15 protein-coding genes and 2 tRNA genes are annotated in these 18,023 nt (G+C 72.1%); 4 read left to right on the forward strand and 13 right to left on the reverse strand.

The annotated features are described in order from the left end of the window. The first annotated feature begins 220 nt into the window (after window positions 1-220). Complete coding sequence (locus OHU74_RS12790; RefSeq protein WP_371616006.1) at window positions 221-2,026, forward strand: putative bifunctional diguanylate cyclase/phosphodiesterase; 1,806 nt, start codon at window positions 221-223, stop codon at window positions 2,024-2,026. A 132-nt stretch (window positions 2,027-2,158) separates the two neighbouring features. Beyond that, window positions 2,159-2,575, forward strand: a complete 417-nt coding sequence (locus tag OHU74_RS12795) for an ALF repeat-containing protein (protein WP_371616007.1) — start codon at window positions 2,159-2,161, stop codon at window positions 2,573-2,575. A 10-nt stretch (window positions 2,576-2,585) separates the two neighbouring features. Here OHU74_RS12795 and OHU74_RS12800 read toward each other — a convergent pair whose 3' ends face one another. From OHU74_RS12800 to OHU74_RS12820, 5 genes are all read right to left on the reverse strand, one after another. After that, window positions 2,586-3,422, reverse strand: coding sequence for an aldo/keto reductase (locus OHU74_RS12800; RefSeq protein WP_371616008.1), 837 nt, complete (start codon window positions 3,420-3,422; stop codon window positions 2,586-2,588). Then, the gene (locus OHU74_RS12805) at window positions 3,422-3,610 is read right to left on the reverse strand and encodes a DUF397 domain-containing protein (RefSeq protein ID WP_371616009.1); all 189 of its coding nucleotides are present in this window, start codon (window positions 3,608-3,610) and stop codon (window positions 3,422-3,424) included. The genes OHU74_RS12800 and OHU74_RS12805 overlap by 1 nt, the downstream gene beginning before the upstream one ends. Then, window positions 3,570-4,418 carry a Scr1 family TA system antitoxin-like transcriptional regulator gene (locus OHU74_RS12810; RefSeq protein WP_371616010.1) on the reverse strand — a complete coding sequence of 283 codons (849 nt, stop codon included), beginning with the start codon at window positions 4,416-4,418 and terminating at the stop codon, window positions 3,570-3,572. The genes OHU74_RS12805 and OHU74_RS12810 overlap by 41 nt, the downstream gene beginning before the upstream one ends. A 177-nt stretch (window positions 4,419-4,595) precedes the next feature. Continuing rightward, entirely contained in the window at window positions 4,596-6,302 is a 1,707-nt protein-coding gene (locus OHU74_RS12815) for a glycosyl hydrolase family 18 protein (RefSeq protein ID WP_371616011.1), read from the reverse strand. Window positions 6,303-6,556: 254 nt separating this feature from the next. Continuing rightward, on the reverse strand, window positions 6,557-7,678 hold the full coding sequence (locus OHU74_RS12820) for an LLM class flavin-dependent oxidoreductase (protein WP_371616012.1): 1,122 nt from the start codon (window positions 7,676-7,678) through the stop codon (window positions 6,557-6,559). 228 nt (window positions 7,679-7,906) lie between these two features. Between OHU74_RS12820 and OHU74_RS12825 the strand changes: the two genes are divergently transcribed. Then, complete coding sequence (locus OHU74_RS12825) at window positions 7,907-8,665, forward strand: IclR family transcriptional regulator (RefSeq protein WP_371616013.1); 759 nt, start codon at window positions 7,907-7,909, stop codon at window positions 8,663-8,665. Between the two features lie 112 nt (window positions 8,666-8,777). Here the strand turns inward: OHU74_RS12825 and OHU74_RS12830 are convergent. The 5 genes from OHU74_RS12830 to OHU74_RS12850 all read right to left on the reverse strand — a co-directional run bounded on the left by OHU74_RS12830 (window position 8,778) and on the right by OHU74_RS12850 (window position 15,198). Next, window positions 8,778-8,851 (reverse strand) — tRNA-Lys (locus tag OHU74_RS12830). A 52-nt stretch (window positions 8,852-8,903) separates the two neighbouring features. After that, window positions 8,904-10,619, reverse strand: a complete 1,716-nt coding sequence (locus OHU74_RS12835; RefSeq protein WP_371616014.1) for an AMP-binding protein — start codon at window positions 10,617-10,619, stop codon at window positions 8,904-8,906. 69 nt (window positions 10,620-10,688) lie between these two features. Beyond that, on the reverse strand, window positions 10,689-11,303 hold the full coding sequence (locus OHU74_RS12840; protein ID WP_371616015.1) for a lytic polysaccharide monooxygenase: 615 nt from the start codon (window positions 11,301-11,303) through the stop codon (window positions 10,689-10,691). 227 nt (window positions 11,304-11,530) lie between these two features. Further along, window positions 11,531-13,840 (reverse strand): SPFH domain-containing protein, encoded by a 2,310-nt coding sequence (locus tag OHU74_RS12845; protein WP_371616016.1) that lies wholly within the window; start codon window positions 13,838-13,840, stop codon window positions 11,531-11,533. 11 nt (window positions 13,841-13,851) lie between these two features. Then, a complete protein-coding gene (locus tag OHU74_RS12850; RefSeq protein WP_371619665.1) occupies window positions 13,852-15,198 on the reverse strand; it encodes a peptidoglycan-binding protein in 1,347 nt (448 codons plus the stop codon). Window positions 15,199-15,494: 296 nt separating this feature from the next. On the opposite strand from OHU74_RS12850, the gene OHU74_RS12855 reads away from it, so the two are divergent. Beyond that, window positions 15,495-15,568: transfer RNA gene (locus OHU74_RS12855), tRNA-Lys, on the forward strand. Window positions 15,569-15,635: 67 nt separating this feature from the next. Here OHU74_RS12855 and OHU74_RS12860 read toward each other — a convergent pair. From OHU74_RS12860 to OHU74_RS12870, 3 genes are all read right to left on the reverse strand, one after another. Next, entirely contained in the window at window positions 15,636-16,298 is a 663-nt protein-coding gene (locus tag OHU74_RS12860) for a class F sortase (protein WP_371616017.1), read from the reverse strand. 7 nt (window positions 16,299-16,305) lie between these two features. Then, complete coding sequence (locus tag OHU74_RS12865; protein WP_371616018.1) at window positions 16,306-16,965, reverse strand: hypothetical protein; 660 nt, start codon at window positions 16,963-16,965, stop codon at window positions 16,306-16,308. 149 nt (window positions 16,966-17,114) lie between these two features. Next, window positions 17,115-17,894 carry an HAD-IIA family hydrolase gene (locus tag OHU74_RS12870; protein ID WP_371616019.1) on the reverse strand — a complete coding sequence of 260 codons (780 nt, stop codon included), beginning with the start codon at window positions 17,892-17,894 and terminating at the stop codon, window positions 17,115-17,117. Window positions 17,895-18,023 lie beyond the last annotated feature (129 nt).

Consider the following 18,023-nt stretch of genomic DNA (forward strand, 5'->3'; position numbering starts at 1 on the left):
CCCGCCTACAGAACGTCACGACCGATCAGGTGAGGTCACTGGCGGCCGCCGCGTGCTCACAGATGTGCGGAAACGATCACGCCGCCCCGGGCCGACGATCCGTCATCCCACCGAACTCCCGCGCCCCGCACGGCGACGCCGCTGGATAGGGCCGTACGGCAGCCTCTATGATCGGCACACTTTCCTGCACGGACACTCACACGCACTGCGGGAGCCAACGGTGAGCGGAACCTCAGAAGGAATCGGTTCGGCGGCCGACGGAATCCGACCGGCCATGACACAGCGTCACCCGGCGGCGGAACCCTCCGACCTCCCGGCCGACTACCGGTCCGCCTTCGACGCGGCCCACCTCGCCATGGCCGTCGTCGACCGCACCGGTCACGTCGTCGGCGCCAACCGGGCCTTCGCCGACCTCCTCGGCGCCGAGCCGCACGCCCTCACCGGGCGGGCCGCCGCCGACCTGGTGGACCTGGCCTCCGAGGCCCGGACCTGGCAGGCGTACCAGGAGGTGCTGCGCGGACGCCAGGCCCGGCTGCGCTGCACCCGCCGGGTCAAACACCCCGACGGGCACTCGCTGTGGACCGAGGTCACCCTCGGGCCCGTTCCCGGGAGCGGTGACGTCCTGCTGTCCGTCGCCGACATCAGCGACCGGCGCGACCTCCAGGCCCGGCTGCGCCACCTCCAGATGCACGATCCGGTCACCCGGCTGCCCAACCGGGCGCTGTTCTTCGAGCGGCTCTCCGCCGCCCTGGAGGCCTCCTCCTACGAGCACGGCGGCACCGGCCGGATCGGGCTGTGCTACCTGGACCTCGACGGGTTCAAGGCCGTCAACGACACCCTGGGGCACCGGGTCGGCGACCGGCTGCTGACCGCCGTCGCCAAACGGCTGACCCGGTGCGCCGACCAGTCCGGCTACGGGCGCACCGGCGGCCACCTGGTAGCGCGGCTCGGCGGCGACGAGTTCGCCCTGCTGGTCGAGGACTCCACCGGCACCGAGCAGCTCGCCGACCTGGCGCGGAGCGTACTGGCCGCCGTACAGGAGCCGTTCGACCTGGCCGGGCAGCGGCTGTCGGTCTCCGCCTCGATCGGGGTGGTGGAACGGGCCGCCGAGGGGACCTCGGCGACCGGGCTGATGCAGGCCGCGGACACCACGCTGTACTGGGCCAAGGCGGACGGCAAGGCCCGCTGGACCCTCTTCGACCCGGAGCGCAACGCGCACCGGATGACCCGCCAGGCCCTCTCCTCCACCCTGCGACCGGCCGTGGAGCGCGGGGAGTTCACCCTGGAGTACCAGCCGCTGGTGGACCTGGAGAGCGGGGTGGTGCGCGGGGTGGAGGCCCTGGTGCGCTGGAACCACCCGCAGTTCGGCACTCTGACGCCGAATCGGTTCATCGGGATCGCCGAAGAGGACGGCTCCATCGTCCAGTTGGGGAGCTGGGTGCTGCGCACCGCGTGCCGCCAGGCGCGCCGCTGGCAGATCGAGCAGCCCAGCGACTCCCCCGTCTTCGTCTCCGTCAACGTCGCGGTGCGCCAGGTCTGGGACTCCGACCTGGTCGGCGACGTCGCGGAGATCCTCGCCGAGACCGGACTGGCCCCGCAGCTGCTCCAGCTGGAGCTGACCGAGTCCGCCGTGATGGGCTCGGCGGGCCGGCCGCTCCAGGCCCTTCAGGCGCTGAGCGACATGGGGGTGCGGATCGCCATCGACGACTTCGGCACCGGGTACTCGAACCTGGCGTACCTGAGCCGCCTCCCGGTCTCGGTCCTCAAACTGGACGGCTCCTTCGTACGGGGCTTCCGCTACGAGGAGGGCACCCACCCCAACCCGGCCGACGAGACCATCGTCGAGGCCATGGTCCAGCTCGCGCACCGGCTGGGCCTGACGGTGACGGCCGAGTGCGTGGAGACGGCCGGCCAGGCGGCGAGGCTGCGCCGCGTCGGCTGCGACACCGGCCAGGGCTGGCTGTACTCCCGGGCGGTGGCCCCGGAACTGATCGCGGAGATGATCGCCGCGCGGCCACGGCACTAGGTCGACCGGAGGCCTACGGCAGGCAACAGTGTCGAGGTATTGCCGGTTTCCGGCATTACCCCGCCGGGCGCTCCTTGGAACGATCTTCCTGTCGGCAGACCGCCGGCAGCTCTTCGCCCCAGGGGGAACCACATGAAGCCGACCCGAGCCGCCCTCGTCCTGGCGGCCGGCGCACTCGCTCCGGCCCTGCTCCTGTCCACCCCGGCCCTCGCCGCCGGCCCGGCCGCCGCGCCCGCCGCCGTATCGGCGACGACGCCGACGGACGAGGACAATGCCGTCGCCATCGCCCGGCTGCTGGCCGACCCGGCCTCCGGAAAGGCCGTCATCCGCGAGGCCAACAAGGCCCTCAACGGCACCCCTGCGGACCGGGCGACCTTCCTCGCCACCGGCCTGCGGCTCGCCCGGGCCGAGGACGACCGCGTCACCGTCGCCAGGATCCTGGCCCGCCCCGGCATCAGCGACGCCCTGCGCGCGGCGGCCAACAAGGCCATCGACGGCACCCCCGAGGAGCTGCGCTACTTCGTGACCGTCGGCCAGTACCAGGTCTGACAGCCGCCACTCAGGCGGGCCGGTCCCCCGCCAGGCGGTCGAGGCGGGCGCGCTGGTCCGCGGTCAGCCGGAGCTGCTCCGCGGCGAGGTTCTCCTCCAGGTGACCGATCCGGGTGGTGCCGGGGATCGGGAGGACGACCGGCGAGTGCCCGAGCAGCCAGGCCAGCGCCACCTGGGTCGGGGTGGCCCCCGTCTCGGCGGCCACGGCGGCGATGTCCGCCGTGGCCCCGGCGTTCCCCCAGGCGACGGTGGCCCAGGGCAGGAACGCGATGCCCGCCGCCTCGCAGGCCGCGAGCACCGGCTCGTGGTGCCGTTCCAGCAGGTTGTACCGGTTCTGCACGCTCGCGATGTCGACGACTTCCCGGGCCCGGGCGAGCTCGTCCACGGTGACCTCGGACAGCCCGATCCGGCCGACCTTGCCCTCGGTCCGCAGGTCCCGCAGCGCGCCGAGCTGTTCGGCGAGCGGGGTTGCCGGGTCGAGGCGGTGCAGCTGGAGCAGCTCGATCCGCTCCACCCGCAGCCGGCGCAGCGCCTGCTCGACCTGCCCGCGCAGCGCGGCGGGGCGCGCGTCGGTCGTCCACTCACCCGAGTCGTCCCGGACGATGCCGACCTTGGTGGTGACGAGGACCCCGTCCGGGTAGGGGTGCAGGGCCTCGGCGAGCAACTCCTCGTTGGCGCCCCAGCCGTACATGTGGGCGGTGTCGATCAGGGTGATGCCCAGTTCCACGGCCCGCCGGGCCACCGCGAGGGATGCCTTACGGTCGGGCCCCGGCTCGGTCCGCAGCCGCATGGCTCCGAAGCCGAGCCGGCGCACTTCCAGGTCCCCGCCGATGCGGAAGACTGCCATCAGAGACTCTGGACGAACGCCCCGAACGCCTCCGGGGCCACGGTGAAGACGGGCCCGTCGGGACGCTTGGAGTCCCGGACGGCGACCTGACAGGGCTGGGTGGCGACTTCGACGCAGTCGCCGCCGGTGGTTCCGCTGTACGACGACTTACGCCAGTGCGCGCTCGTCAGGTGCAGGCCGTTCCCCATAACGTTCCTCCATTACGCGAGCGATCAGCGCCGCCGAGCGTTCCGGTGAGAGCGCCTCGGCCTGCAGCCGAGCGTAGCCGACCGAACGCTCCCTGATCACTGCTGGGTTGGCCGTCATGAGGCCCTGCGCGTAGCCCTCTTCGTAGATCAGGTCTGGGTCGCGGTCGAAACGGAGGAGGTTGAACGACCCCAGCATTCCGGTGTGCGCGCCGACCGAGAAGGGCAACACCTGGATCTGCACCCAGGGCCGCTTGGCGAAGCCGAGCAGGTGCGCGAGCTGGTTCCTCATGACCTCACGGCCGCCGACCTCTTGGTGGAGCACCGCCTCGGTGAGGACGACCCAGAGGGCTGGTGGGAGCTCGCGCCCCAGGATGCGCTGCCTCTCCATACGGGCAGCCACCAGCTCGTCGATCTGGTCAGGGCAGTCGACGGCGATCAGTGCGCGGGCATAGGCCTCCGTCTGGAGCAGGCCGTACACCAACTGGGGCTGGAACGCCGAGATGTACTCGGCCTGGGCCTCCATCTCCGCATACGCCTGGAACCACGTCGGCAGGACACTTCTGAGCACCAGCCCCACCAGCCGGGAGAAGTGCCCGTCGGTGCCCAGCGCCGCGTCCAGCCGCTCCGAGAACTCCCGGGTCGGGACCTTCTTGGTCGTCTCCACCTGCCCGATCAGGGAGGCGGCGCAGAAGATGATGTCGCCGAGCTGCTGCTGTTTCAGGCCTGCGGCCTCCCGCAGGCGGCGGAGTTCGGAGCCGTAGTAGTCCAGCGGCGAGGCGCTGGGGTCGAGGTCGCGGATGTTGACCATGGGATGGTCACCCCCATGAAGAACGCGTGCGGAATCAAGTCATCGCCGAGCGTAGTGACTTCGGCACGCTCCGGGACGGGGAATCCGCCAACCATGTGACACGGCAACACGGCCGCCCCCGCCCCCCGAGAGAAGAGGGGGCAGGGGCGGCCGGCGCTCGGCGCGGGGTGGGGGGAATCAGCAGGCGCCGAGGTCCTTCCAGACACCCCATTCACCGGTGGTGCCGGGCACCTCGTTCTGCGTCCACCACTGGGCCTTGTACTTGTGGCCGTTGTACGAGACCTCGCTGCCGCCGGTGTAGATGTTGCCCGGGACGTAGGCCGCGGCGGTGCAGCCCGTGCTGGGCGGCGTCGTCGGAGGCGTGGTCGGGGGCGTGGTCGGCGGGGTCGTGGGCGGGGTCGTCGGAGGCGTGGTCGGCGGGGTGGTCGGCGGCTGGGTGGTGCCGCCGAGGGAGTCCGAGATCTGGTTGAGCAGCGTGGCGTTGTTGTCCAGGCCGAGGAGGGAGTACATCATCGCGCCGGCCAGTCCGCGCTGCTTGCCGTAGTCGACCCGGGCCTGGATGGACTTCTGGTTCAGGCCGGTGAAGAACTCGCCGTCCTTGAAGAAGTACGAGGCCTTGGCCTGGTCGTCCCAGAAGGTGGTCGCCGGGTTGTCGACGATGCCGCCGAGCTCCTTGTAGAGCGCGATGCCGGCCTGCTGGCTGGTCGGACGCGCCGCGGAGGCCAGGGTGGCGGGCTGGGCGAGGCCGTTGGTGGTGCCGGGCGAAACGCCCTTCCAGCCGCGGTAGTAGAACTCGTAGCCCAGGGTCAGCTTGTTGGCGGGGAAGCCGCCGGTGATCCCGTAGGCCGCGTTGCCGTCGATCCAGGAGTCGATGGCGTTCTTGATGCTGTACTTCTGCGTGCCCGGGGCGATCGCGTCGGTCGGGTCGGCGGCCGAGTTCAGCAGCGGGGACTGGTGGTACGTCGGGCCGTCCGCGTCCCAGGCGCCGTGCATGTCGTACGTCATGATGTTCGCGTAGTCGAGGTACGCGCCGATCTTGTCCGTCTCGACGTTCTTGATCTTGTCCTGGCCGGCCGGGAGCGCCGAGGTCAGCATGTAGTGCTTGCCGCCGTTGGCCGCGCCGTAGGCGTCGAGCTGGGTGCGGAACTCCTTGAGCAGGAGCGTGAAGTTCTGCTTGTCCTCGGGGGCGTAGTGGTTGCCGAGGTGGCCGCCCGCCGAGCCCGGGTACTCCCAGTCGATGTCGATGCCGTCGAAGATGCCCGCCGCGCTGCCGACGCCGCCGTAGCCGCCCTCGACGGGCAGGTTGCCCTTGATGTACTGGTCGATGCAGGAGGAGACGAGCTTCTTGCGGGAAGCGTCGGTCTTGGCCGCGTCGCTGAAGTACTTCGAGTAGGACCAGCCGCCGACCGAGATGTTGATCTTCAGGTTCGGGTACTTGGCCTTGAGCTGCTTGAACTGGTTGAAGACGCCCACGATCGGCTGGTCCCACTTGTCCGCGACGCCGCTGACGCTGTCGGCCGCGCTGAAGGACTTCTGGTAGTCGGCGTACGAGTCGCCCGCACCGTCACCCGCGCTGGCGTTGTTGTCGTCGCCCGCCGCCTTGTTCGCCTCGAAACAGGTGAGGTCGGTGGGGTGGATGTTGCCGAACGAATAGTTGATGACGTCCAGTTTGCTCGCTATGCCACGGGTATCGAGGTGCTTGGGATAAAAGGCGTTCCCGTACACGCTCCACTGGTCGTAGTAAGCGATCTTGACGTTGCCGGCCGTCGCGGTGGTCGAGGATTCGGCGGCCGCGGCCGTACCGAGCCCCGCGAAGGTGGCCAGCGCTCCGACTGCCAGCGCTGCCGTGGCGGCGGCCGCGATGAGGGGTTTACGGAAGTGCATGAACTGCCTCCGGGGGGTGGGAGGGGAGAGCGAGAACATCAGGTGGGAGAAGTGATAGCGATCACGCACCACCCGCGTCAATGGTTTGGACCAAAGAAGGACTAGACCACTCGCGGGACAAACCCCCTAGTCAGAGGCGTGAGCGCATACCAAAAACTGCCCGCCACCCCGGGTGACGAGCAGTTTAAGGACCTCTTATGCCATCCGCGCGCAAGGTTTCGGCAACAAACCAGCCAAACCCCGTTCGCCTGCGGTCAGAGCCGTGCGGGGTCCTCCCCCGGCATCCCGTACGCATCTGCGATGAGGCCGTAGGAACGCAACCGCGCCTCGCCGGAATGCGCGTTGGAGGTCAGCATCAGCTCGTCGGCACCGGTCAGCTCGGCCAGCGCGTCGAGCCCCTTGCGCACCTCGTCGGGGGTGCCGTGGACCACGCTCGAGAGCCGTTCGTCCACGATCTCCCGCTCCATCGGCGAGTACGCGTACGCCGCCGCCTCCTCGGGCGTCGGGACCGGCCCCAGCTTCCCGGTGCGCAGCCGCAGCCCCCACAGCGCGCCCGCCAGCACCTGGGCGCGGGCTTCCTCGGCGGTCTCGGCGGCGAGCGCCCCGGTCGCGACCATGGCGTACGGGGCGTCCAGGACGGCCGAGGGCCGGAAGGAGCGCCGGTAGAGCTCCAGGGCGGGAAGGGTGCCGGGCGCGGAGAAGTGGTGCGCGTAGGCGAAGGGCAGTCCGAGCTGTCCCGCGAGGCTCGCGCTGAAACCGGAGGAACCGAGCAGCCAGACCGGCGGCCGCCCGGTGGCGCCCTGCGCCGGGCCGGGCACCGCGCGCACGCGGGCGTACGGGTGCCCGTCGGGGAAGTCGTCGTCGAGGAAGCGGATCAGCTCCGCGAGCTGCCGGGGGAACTCGTCCACGGACTCCTCGCGGCGCCCCGGTCCGCGCAGCGCGGCGGCGGTCTGCCCGTCGGTCCCGGGCGCGCGGCCGAGGCCCAGGTCGATCCGGCCCGGGGCGAGGGCCTCCAGGGTGCCGAACTGTTCGGCGATCGCCAGCGGGGCGTGGTTGGGCAGCATGATCCCGCCCGAGCCGAGCCGGATCCGGGAGGTGTGGGCGGCGAGGTGTGCCAGGATCACGGCCGGGGAGGAGCTCGCCACACCGGGGTGGGAGTGGTGTTCGGCGACCCAGTGCCGGTGGTAGCCGCGGGCCTCGGCGAGCCGGGCTATCTCCACGCTGGTGCGCAGGGCTCCGTGGGCCGTGGAGCCGGCGCCGACGAAGGCGAGGTCCAGTACCGAGAGCGGCGCGGGGGCGTGTCCGAGGGCGGTTCCTCTGATCTCGTCGGCGCCCGCGCCGCCGGTGGTCTCGGTGCTCTCGGCCGTGTCACTCATCGTGCTCCCCGCTCCGCTCGGTCGTCCTTACGCAGGGGGCAACCGCCGCCCGCCCGTCGGGCATTCCCGGCACACCGGGGCACGCTCATGACCTTGGCATATGCCATTAGAGTAGATCCAGGCAGAGGGGCGTGATCTAGCCATCAAACTCTTCAACAGGCGCTCCACATGGGCCTCTTGATGGCTATCGTGGTAGGGCAAGCGGTAACAACCTGCTAGGGGGAAACCGTGGCGCTGAAGCCCGAGCCGACCGCGCCGTTCCACTCGGTGCAGTACGCCCTGCGCGTACTTGAAACGGTCGCCCGCCATACCGGCGGCGTGACCGATGTACAGATCGCGCGTGAGACCGGCCTGCCCGCGGCCCATCTCGCCCCGATGCTCCTCATGCTGCGCCGTGAGGGGTACGTGCTGCAGGTGTCCGACGGCGCCTATGCCATAGGGGACTCCCTCGTCCTCCTGGGCTCCGGCGTCGACCGCCAGCAGGCCCTGCAGAACAAGCTGCAGGACACCCTGGACCGCTTGCGGGACTCGGTCGGCGCGGCGGTCTACATCAGCCGGTACGTGGACGGCGAGGTCCGGATCACCCAGTTCGCGGACAGCCCGCGCACCCCCAAGGTGCACGAGTGGGTCGACTTCCGCTCGGCCGCGCACGCCAGCGCGGTCGGCAAGTGCCTGCTGACCCAGCTCGACCAGAACGGGCGGCGCGACCACCTGTCCCGGCACAAGATCGCGCGGCTGACGTCGAAGACGATCGTCAACGAGCGGATCCTGTTCTCGAAGCTGGACAGCCAGCCGGCCACGGTGCCGATGCTGGACCTGCAGGAGTACGCCGTCGGCACGGTCTGCGCGGCCGTCCCGATCACCGCCGGCGCCTCGGTGGGCTGCCTGGCGCTGTCGATGCCGGTCGAGCACGCCCACCGGCTGCGGGCCGCGGCCGACGCGCTGAACCGGAAGGCCGCGCCACTGCTGCTGTCGCTCACCTTGTGAACGGCCGGGGCCCCGGAAGGGGCCCTGGTCCGTTCGGACCCGGGCCCGGGGACAGGCCCGGAAAACACTTCGGGCGGTTCCCGGTGAAACCGGAAACCGCCCGAAGGACAGGTGCGCCGCCAGGGACTCGAACCCCGGACCCGCTGATTAAGAGTCAGCTGCTCTAACCAACTGAGCTAGCGGCGCCTGCTGACAGAGAAAATACTACCTGCTCCTCAGGGGTGCTCAAAACCGCATTTCAGCGGCCCAGCAGATCGGCCCGTCCCTGGGCCTCGTAGGAGGTCAGGAGGGCGGTCAGCGCCGCCGGGTCCAGCAGCCGGTACGAGGCCTCGCCCGGCGGCCGCCACCAGACCGGGTCCGGGCCGGGGGCGGCCCCGGCCCCGGTTCCCGGCAGCAGCTCCGGGAGGAAGGCCGCGCGGCGCAGGGACACCCGGTGGACCTTGTTCGTCGCCGTGACGGGCATGGCCCGGACGATCCGTACGTAGCGCGGGGCCATCTTCGTACCGAGGTCCGGCTGGGCGGCGAGGAAGGCCTCGAAGCCCTGCGGGGAGAAGACGGCGCCCTCGCGCAGGGCGACGGCCGCCATCACCTGGTCGCCCGCCACCTCGTCCGGGACCGCGTACACCGCGACGGCGGCCGCCCGGGTCCAGCGGGCCAGGATGTTCTCGATCACGGCCGCCGCCAGGTTCTCGCTGTCGACGCGCAGCCGGTCGTCGGTGCGGCCCGCGAAGTACAGGAACCCCTCGGCGTCTCGGAAGAAGAGGTCCCCGGTCCAGTACCAGCCCTCGCGGGTGCGCGCCGCCTCCGCCTCGGGGTTGCGCCAGTAGCCCTCGAAGAGGCTGCGGCCCTTGTTGACCAGCTCGCCGATGGCCTCGGCGCCGTTGAGGAGGCGGCCCTGCGGGTCGAGGACGGCCGGCGGGCACTCCCGGCCCGTCTCCGGATCGATGACGGCCAGGTCGTCGCCCGCGCCCGCGCGGCCCAGGGCGCCCGGCGGGGTTTCGGGGGTCCGCTGGACGGAGGCCCCGCCCTCGGTGGCCCCGTAGCCCTCGACGAGGCGCACCCCGAACCGTTCGGCGAAGCGCGCCGCGTCGACGGCGCCGGCCTCGGTGCCGAAGCCGAGGCGCAGCGCGTGGGCGCGGTCGTCGGGGCCGGGCGGGGTGGCGAGGAGGTACTGGACGGCGCGGCCGACGTAGGTGAAGTAGGTCGCCCCGTAGGCCCGTACGTCGTCCAGGAACGCGGAGGCCGAAAAGCGACGGCGCAGGGCCACCGCGGCGCCGGCCGCGAGGGCCGGGAGCCAGTCGGCGATGACGGCGTTTCCGTGGAAGAGGGGCATGCAGATGTAGTGGACGTCGTCCGGGGTCACCGAGAAGTGCCGGGCTAGGGAGTCGCCCGCGGCGGCGAGGCGGCCCTGGGTGCAGATGGCGGCCTTGGGGGCGCCGGTGGAGCCGGAGGTGAAGTACAGGAGCAGCCGGGAGGACGGGCCGGGGCCGTCACCGAGCGTGGCGTCGCCGGGCTTCGCGCCGGCGTACTGGGCGAGCAGGGCCTCGTACTCCGGCGTGTCCGTGACCAGGAGGCGTACGCCGGGCAGGTCGAGTCCGCGCAGGAGCGGCAGGTGGGTCCGTTCGGTGACCAGGATCCGGCAGTCGGTGTGCAGGATGTCGCGGGCCAGCTCGGGGCCGCGCCGGGTGGGGTTGATCCCGGCCACGGCGGCCCCCGCGAGGGCCGCCGCGCCGAGCCAGAACGGGAACTCGGGGGTGTTGTCGAGCAGCACCCCGATGTGCGGCTCCGCCCCCGGCGGCAGCAGGTCGACGAGGAGCGCGGCGCGCGCCGCGGCCTCCAGGGCGGTCCGGTGGTGGCTGAGGACGCCTTCGGCGTGCATCAGGCCGGGCCGGTGGTCGCCCCATTGGCTCGCGATGAGCTCCGCGACGGTTTCGGGTGTCGTCGTTGACCGCATGCCGCCGGAGGATAGCTGACGTCCAGTCAGAAATGAACGCCGGAACGGCCCTACCGGGTGTCCGAACCGTCAGAACTGGACGTCGGAGCAGGAGTAGAAGGCGTTGGTGGTGTCGTTGACCGTCCACACCGCGAGGATCAGGTGCCGGCCGCTCTTGCCGCTCGGCATCCTGCCCTGGTGGACGGTGGTCATGTCGGGGCGGGCGCCGTTGTAGGCGACCGTCAGGAAGGGCTGCGGGTCGAGGTCGGCGCGGGTGAGGGGCTTCTTCGGGTCCCAGCCGTTCTTGGTGACGTAGTACCGGAAGTCGGTGGTGGAGTGGTTCGCGGTGAACTGCCAGCGGAAGCTGTAGCTCTGCCCGCTGGTCACCGGGGTGGCCGGCCAGGCGCCGCCGCGCGGGTCGTCGAGCTGGGCGAACTCGGAGTGGTTGGCCGAACATATGTGACCGTCGGCGGGACCGGCCGCGGGGAAGCCCTTGGGGCCCTCGACACTCTGGGGCTCCCACTGGATGGGGCCGCAGTCGGCGACGGTCTTGTTGGCGCAGAGCTTCTGGCGGCTGATGGGGGTGTCGGTGTACCCGTGGCTGCTCGCGGTGGGGGCCGTGACCAGCGCGAGGGCCGCGGCGACGCCGAGGCCCACGGCGGTGGCCGCGGCCTGCTGGGCTCTGGACATGCGGAAGGAACGCATGATGCTCCTTGAACGTGGGGGGAGGTTCGGCGAGAGCGTGCGCACGCGTGGGGATGGGCCGTGCCGGTGCTGCCACCGGCATGGCCCGTTCTCGATTCTTTAGGTCTAGACCAAGTCCCACAGTATTGACGGGACTTGGCCATGTCCAGACCAATGGAAGAACGGGTGGTCCGGGCCCTCCGGATCCACCCGTTCTCCAGCACCACCGTGATGGTTGCTCGTTCGCGCTACTCCGGGCGGCCCGTGTAGAAGGCGACGGTCAGGTCCTTCACCAGCGCCTTGCGCTCGTAGTCGTCCAGCTCCACGATCCCGCGCGAGGTCAGCCGGTGGACGGTGTCGTCGACCGCGTCGACCACCGAGGTCAGGACGGTGTCCCGGTGCTTGGCGTCGATCGCCGCGACCCGGCGCCGCCGCATCGCCTCCGCCACCTCGGGGGCGTACTCGATCCGGGTCGGCTGCGCCGAGAACACCTCCACACCCACCGCCTCGGTCTCGGCCGCCAGCATCCGGGTCAGCGCGTCGCCGACGGCCTCGGCGTCGCGCAGGGTCGGGGCGTCCTCGTGGAAGGCGTCGGCGGGGAGCTGGGACAGGACGCGGGCCATGGCCGATTCGACCTGTTCGGCGAGGTAGTCCACGTGGTCGGCGACGGCCAGGGTCGCGCGGGCCGTGTCCTTGACCTGCCAGACGACCTGGACGACCACCTGGAGGGCGAGGCCCCCGGAGTCGACGGCGGACATCGGGTCACTGCGCCAGTGCCGCAGCCGCACGTCGACCCGGCGGCGCAGCAGCAGGGGGCTGATCCAGGTCAGACCGGAGCGGCGGACGGTGCCGCGGTAGCGGCCGAAGAGGGTCAGCACCCAGGCGTGTCCGGCCCGGCCGCGGCCCAGACCGCCGAGGGCCAGGAGGGCGACGATCCCGAGGAAGGCGAGCGGGGGCCAGAACCGGGCCTGGAGCCCGCGGTAGGGGCGGGGCTCCGCACCGAACGCCACGGCGAGGGCATCGGGGACGGCCCCGGCCCGCCAGAGCACCACCGCGCAGCCGGCGAGCGCGAGCCCGCCGACGGCCACGCCGATCCAGCCGGGCAGCACGGGGCCGTGGTGCTCGCGCAGCCGGTCGTCACCACGGGGCACGCGGCGGCCGGGGGTTGGGCGGGCCGGGGGCTTCGGCTTGGCCTCGGCCGGGGCGTGGGCGTGAGCCCGGGACCGGGCGTCACCCAGGGCCGGGGGCCGGGCGGCGCCCCGGAACGGGAGGTGCACCGGCACCTCGCTCACCGCGATCCCGCGCACCGCCCCGATCCGCGGCAGATCCTGCGTATCGTCCTCCCCCATCCGCGCCACGGCCCGCGCGACCACCTCCACGACCCCCGGTCCGGGTCCGGGCACGGACCAGGAGGGACCGGGCACTTCGGCTTCGGAGACCTCACTGGACGGGCCCGCCTGCGCGACTTCCGGTTCCGCCGGACGCCCGGCTTCGCCGTGGGCGTCGGAGGCGAAGTCGATGCCGATCTCGCCGTAGGTGTCGGTACGGGGCTCCGCGTGCGCGGCGGCCTCCCCCGCGGGCGCGGGCACCGACCAGGACAGATCCCGCGCGACGGGCTCCGCTTCCGGGGCGGGAGCCCCGATGAACAGGCCGCCCTGCGGGGCGGCTTCGCCGACGGAGGTGAGCGACTCGGCCGGAGCGGGCGCGGCGCCGGACGCGACCGCCTCCGCGGCGGCAGGAGCCGGCACCGACCAGGACGGCTCCCGCCCGGCCGGATCGGCTTCCGGGGCGGGCGCCCCGATCAACAGGCCGCCGCGGCGGGCGGCTTCGCCCTCGGCGGGGGAACCCGCCTCCGCCAGGGGCTCGCCCCGGACCGGCGAAGGGACCGGCCACACGTCGTCCTGCGGGTGCGAGCGCCCGGCTTCGGCTTCGAGGCCGCCGAGACGGAGCGCGGTCGCGCCGGCGTGACCCGCCTGCGGGCCCGACTCGGCCTGAGCGTGCGCGAACTCGGGGACGGCCTCGGGCTGCGGGTGCGGGAAGTGCGGGTCCACCTCCGGCTGCGGGTGCGGGAAGTGCGGGCCAGCCTCGGCCTGAGCGTGCGCGAACTCGGGGACGGCCTCCGGCTGCGGGTGCGGGAAGTGCGGGCCCGCCTCGGCCTGAGCGTGCGCGAACTCGGGGACGGCCTCGGGCTGCGGGTGCGGGAGGTGCGGGCCCGCCTCCGGCTGCGGGTGCGGGAGGTGCGGCAGCTGTGGGCCCGTTTCGGTCCGGGTCCGCAGCTCCGGGGTGGCCGCCTGTACCCATGCGGGGGCTGCGGCCCGGGCCGGGCCGTCCCCGGCGCGGTCCTGCTGCCAGGGCTCGGTGGTCTCGGCCGGGGTGGCGGCGGGGTCCGCGGGCACGGGCACCGCTACCGGCTCGTGCTCCGGCTCCGGTGTCCGGGCCACCTCCCAGCCCGTCTGTGCGGCCCAGCCGCTGGTGGTGGCGGCCGGCGGGGCCTGGGGTTCCGGGACCGGGGGGACGTGGAAGCTGCCCGTGGTCGATGTCGTGCGCGTGGGGTACATCGTTGCCTCCGTCATGCGAACAGCCGGCGCCAGGTTTCCGGGCCCGGGTAGCCGTCGGCCTCGGCTCCGCGCCAGCCCTGGGCGCGCTGGAAGGCCTCGACGTTGCGGCGGTCGGACTCGCCCCAGCGGGGGCCCGGCCCGGATGTGTAGTACTTGCCGAAGCCCTTCTTCACCAGCTGGCGGCCAAGGGCGGTGATGGACGGGTGGGACACCCCCGGGCGGAAGACCGAGGAGCCCGGGAAGGCGGGCCTGCCCGCCGGGCCCGGTGCGCCGCCCGTCGTCGGCGGGATGTCCTTGCCCTGGTGCTGCGCGAGCAGCCGCCATGTCTCCGCGCCCGGGATGCCGTCGGCGTCGGCTCCCGTCCAGCCCTGGGCGCGCTGGAAGGCCTGGGTCGCCTGCCGGTCGGAGTCGGTCCACAGCGGGCCGATGCCCTGCGGGTAGAAGCGGGAGCCGCCGCGTTCGGTCAGCATCCGGCCGAGCTGGGTCACGTAGGCGTTGTTGGCGCCCGGCCCGAACTTCGACGCCCCGGGGTAGGTCGCCGAGACGACCGGGGTGCCGCCCGGCGCCGGCGGGTCGGGGACCGGCTTCTCGGGAACGACCCCGCCGGCCACCCCGTTGAACCGGTACGGGATGTACTTCGTCGCGTTGTTCCAGTAGCCGTAGGGCGTGGCCTGGCGCCGCGTCGTGGGCCGCGTCTGTTCGTAGGCGGTGTAGTAGGTCCGCGACTCGTCCCCCCATCCGCCGAAGAGCACGACGTGCGAGCCCTTGTTGGGGTCGGCGGGGTTGTGGAAGAGCAGCATGTCTCCCGGCAGCAGCTCGTCCTTGGTGATCCTGGTCGCGAACTTGTCGAGGCTGCCGGTCCACTCGTTCGTACCGAGGTTCCACGCCATGGAGACGAAGCCGGAGCAGTCCTGCCGGTACCCGTCCGACCAGTACTGCTCCATGCTGTACGGGACCTGCGCGTCCAGCCACAGCTTCGCCCGGTTGATGATCGTCGCCCGGTCGGTCCGCTTCACCGCCGAGGGCGCTCCGGGCAGGCCGGCGGGCTTCGCGGGCGCGCCCTTCTTGCCTCCGTGCAGCGGGGCCCGGCCGCCCTGCGGCGAGCCCGGGTCGTCCAGCGACACGGTGCCGCCGGGGCCCGGAGCGGTCACCGCCACGGCCGCTCCCGTACCGCCGCCGAGGACCACCCCCGCGGCGGTGGCCAGGACCAGCGCCCGGCGGGCTCCGCGCGCGGCGGGATGTCCGCCGTCGCGCAGCGGTATGGCTCGGGCGCGGGCGAGCGTGCGGCGGCGCTGGGCGCAGCCCCTGCACGGGCAGTCGCCGGCGGGTTCGTATTCCTCGAAGGCCGGCACGGGCATCTCCGTGGCGCGGGTGAGTGCGGGTAGCGGCATCGGCGCCGACGCCCCTGTCACTGTCTGTGTCGCTGTGGGCTTCGCTTCGTGCACATGCGTCGGAGGCTGCATCGTCATGCGGTTCCGTCACTCCCCTGCTCGTCCGCTGGTCGGCCGGGACCGCGTCTGACGGGGCATCAGAATCAGCCCGGCCCAGACATATCGTGCACGACAAAACCCCCAAACATGGGTTAATCGGACAGCGTGGGCGCGGCCTGTCACGAGCACGGGTGCGGGTGGGGTAGAGTTTTCCCTGTCACCAAGCGCCGCTAGCTCAGTTGGTTAGAGCAGCTGACTCTTAATCAGCGGGTCCGGGGTTCGAGTCCCTGGCGGCGCACAGACGCAAAGAAGCCCCCGTAGCGAAAGCTACGGGGGCTTCTTCGTTCACCTCGTTCCGCAGGGGCCTAGGCCGCCGCTCCCGAGCGGATTCCGGCGCCCGTGAGGTACGCCGACACCACCACGTTCGCCGAGTACTGCCTGGCCGCCTTGTCGTACGCGCCGCCGCAGGTCACCAGCCTCAGCTCGGCCCTGCCCTTGACCCGCGGGCCGTAGGCCTTGGCCGGGTCGAAGCCCGCGCGCTCGTGGACCTGTACGTCCTCGACCGTGAACTCGGCGACCGAGCCGTCCGCCCGGACCACGCGGATCTTGTCGCCCGGCTTCGCCGAGCTCAGTCCGTAGAACACCGCCGGCTTCGACTGCGTGTCCACGTGCCCGACCATCAGCGCGGTCCCGGCCGTGCCGGGCTGGACTCCGCCGCGCCACCAGCCGACCGTCCCCGGGTTCTCGTACGGGGGCGGCTCGATCGCCCCCTGTGTGTCCAGGTCCCGGGTGATCACCGGGGCCTGGATGCCTATGGACGGTACGTCGACCCGTGCGGGCGGCGCCGGCCCCAGCGGGACGTGCGCCGTCGGCAGCCCCGGGGTCGCCGGCCCTCCGGCCTGGCCGGGGAGCGGGCTCGGCACCCCGGTGATCTCCCGGCCCCACAGCCACAGGCCCAGGACCAGCACCGACCAGGCGGCGAAGGTCAGCAGCCGGGAGCCGCCGGAGCTCCTCGGCTCCCCGCTCACCCCGCGCTCACTCGCCGCTGCGACGGCGGCGCAGGCTCAGCGCCCGGCCGGCGACCGCCAGGGTGGCCACGGCGGCCAGCACCGCCCCGATCACCGTGTGCGGCAGACCGGGGCCGTCGCCCGTGTGGCTCTTCTTCGCCGCCGCGGCCAGCTGGGCGGAGTCCGCGGCCTTGGCCTGCTCCGCCGAGCCCGCGTCCTTCTTCGCCTTCGCGGCGATCTCCTCGGACATGCCGCCGCCGCCCGCGTGGACCGGCCAGACCGGCGTGTGGTGGGGGTTGGGGTTGTGCTCGCGACGGTGCTCGATCTCGACGGAGCCGAACTCCTTCTCGTCGCCGCGGCCTCCGCACTTGACCCGGATGGGGTGGCGCCCGGGGTCGGCCCAGGAGCGGATCATCGCGTCGCCCCACAGGGTGTGTCGGTCGTCGCGGCCGCTGGAGAGCCGGACCTCGGAGACGAAGACGGGTGACTGGGCGACTGCCCAGTCGTCGTCGCAGCCGCGGACGCGCAGTTTGACCTGCGCCCCCGGCTGGGCCGGATTGGGGTCGGCCGAGACGCTGCCACGGTTCCACTGCTCCTCCGCGAAGGCGAAGGGCGCGGTCGCGGCGGAGAGGGCCGTCAGGGCGACGGCCAACCCGGCGACACGGAGAGCGATCAGATCACTGCGCATGGTGAACCTCCTCAACAAGGAGATTCACGCGCGGCGCGCCGCTCCGCATCCGGAGCGGCGCTCTCTTGGCCCGTACGTGTCAGCCGTACGCCCTAATAGCTGGGCCGGTCGGACGAGGCCGAACGGGGCTACTGGGGTCCCGGCGGGGCTCAGACCAGGTCGACGAGGTCCGCGATGGAGTTGACCGTCTTGGTCGGGCGGTACGGGAACTTCTCGGTGTCCTCTTTGGACGTCAGTCCGGTCAGCACGAGGAAGGTCTGCATGCCCGCTTCCAGCCCGGCCAGGATGTCGGTGTCCATCCGGTCGCCGATCATCGCGCTGCTGTGCGAGTGCGCGCCGATGGCGTTCAGGCCGGTCCGCATCATCAGCGGGTTGGGCTTGCCGGCGAAGTACGGCTGCTTGCCGGTCGCCTTGGTGATCAGCGCGGCGACCGCGCCCGTGGCGGGCAGCGGGCCCTCGGTGGAGGGGCCGGTCTCGTCGGGGTTGGTGCAGATGAAGCGGGCGCCCGCGTTGATCAGGCGGACCGCCTTGGTCATCGCCTCGAAGCTGTACGTGCGGGTCTCGCCCAGGACCACGTAGTCGGGCTCGTGGTCGGTCAGGATGTAGCCGATGTCGTGCAGGGCGGTGGTCAGGCCGGCCTCGCCGATGACGTACGCGGTGCCGCCCGGACGCTGGTCGTCGAGGAACTTCGCGGTGGCCAGCGCCGAGGTCCAGATGTTCTCGACCGGGACTTCCAGGCCCATCCGGGACAGGCGGGCCTGGAGGTCGCGCGGGGTGTAGATGGAGTTGTTGGTCAGCACCAGGAAGGGCTTGCCGGACTCGCGCAGCCGGTTGATGAAGGCATCGGCGCCGGGGATCGGAGTGCCCTCGTGGATGAGGACCCCGTCCATGTCGGTGAGCCAGGATTCGATCGGCTTGCGCTCTGCCACGGGACTGTTCTCCGCTCTCGGTGGCCTCTGACCACGGTGACCTCTGGTCTCTACCACCTTATCGGGGCCGGGCCGTGAACGCGTTCGGCGTCCACGGCCCGGACCGCACGGCAGAACGGGACGGGGTGC

Source organism: Streptomyces sp. NBC_00454 (assembly GCF_041434015.1).
Classification (GTDB): Bacteria; Actinomycetota; Actinomycetes; order Streptomycetales; family Streptomycetaceae; genus Streptomyces.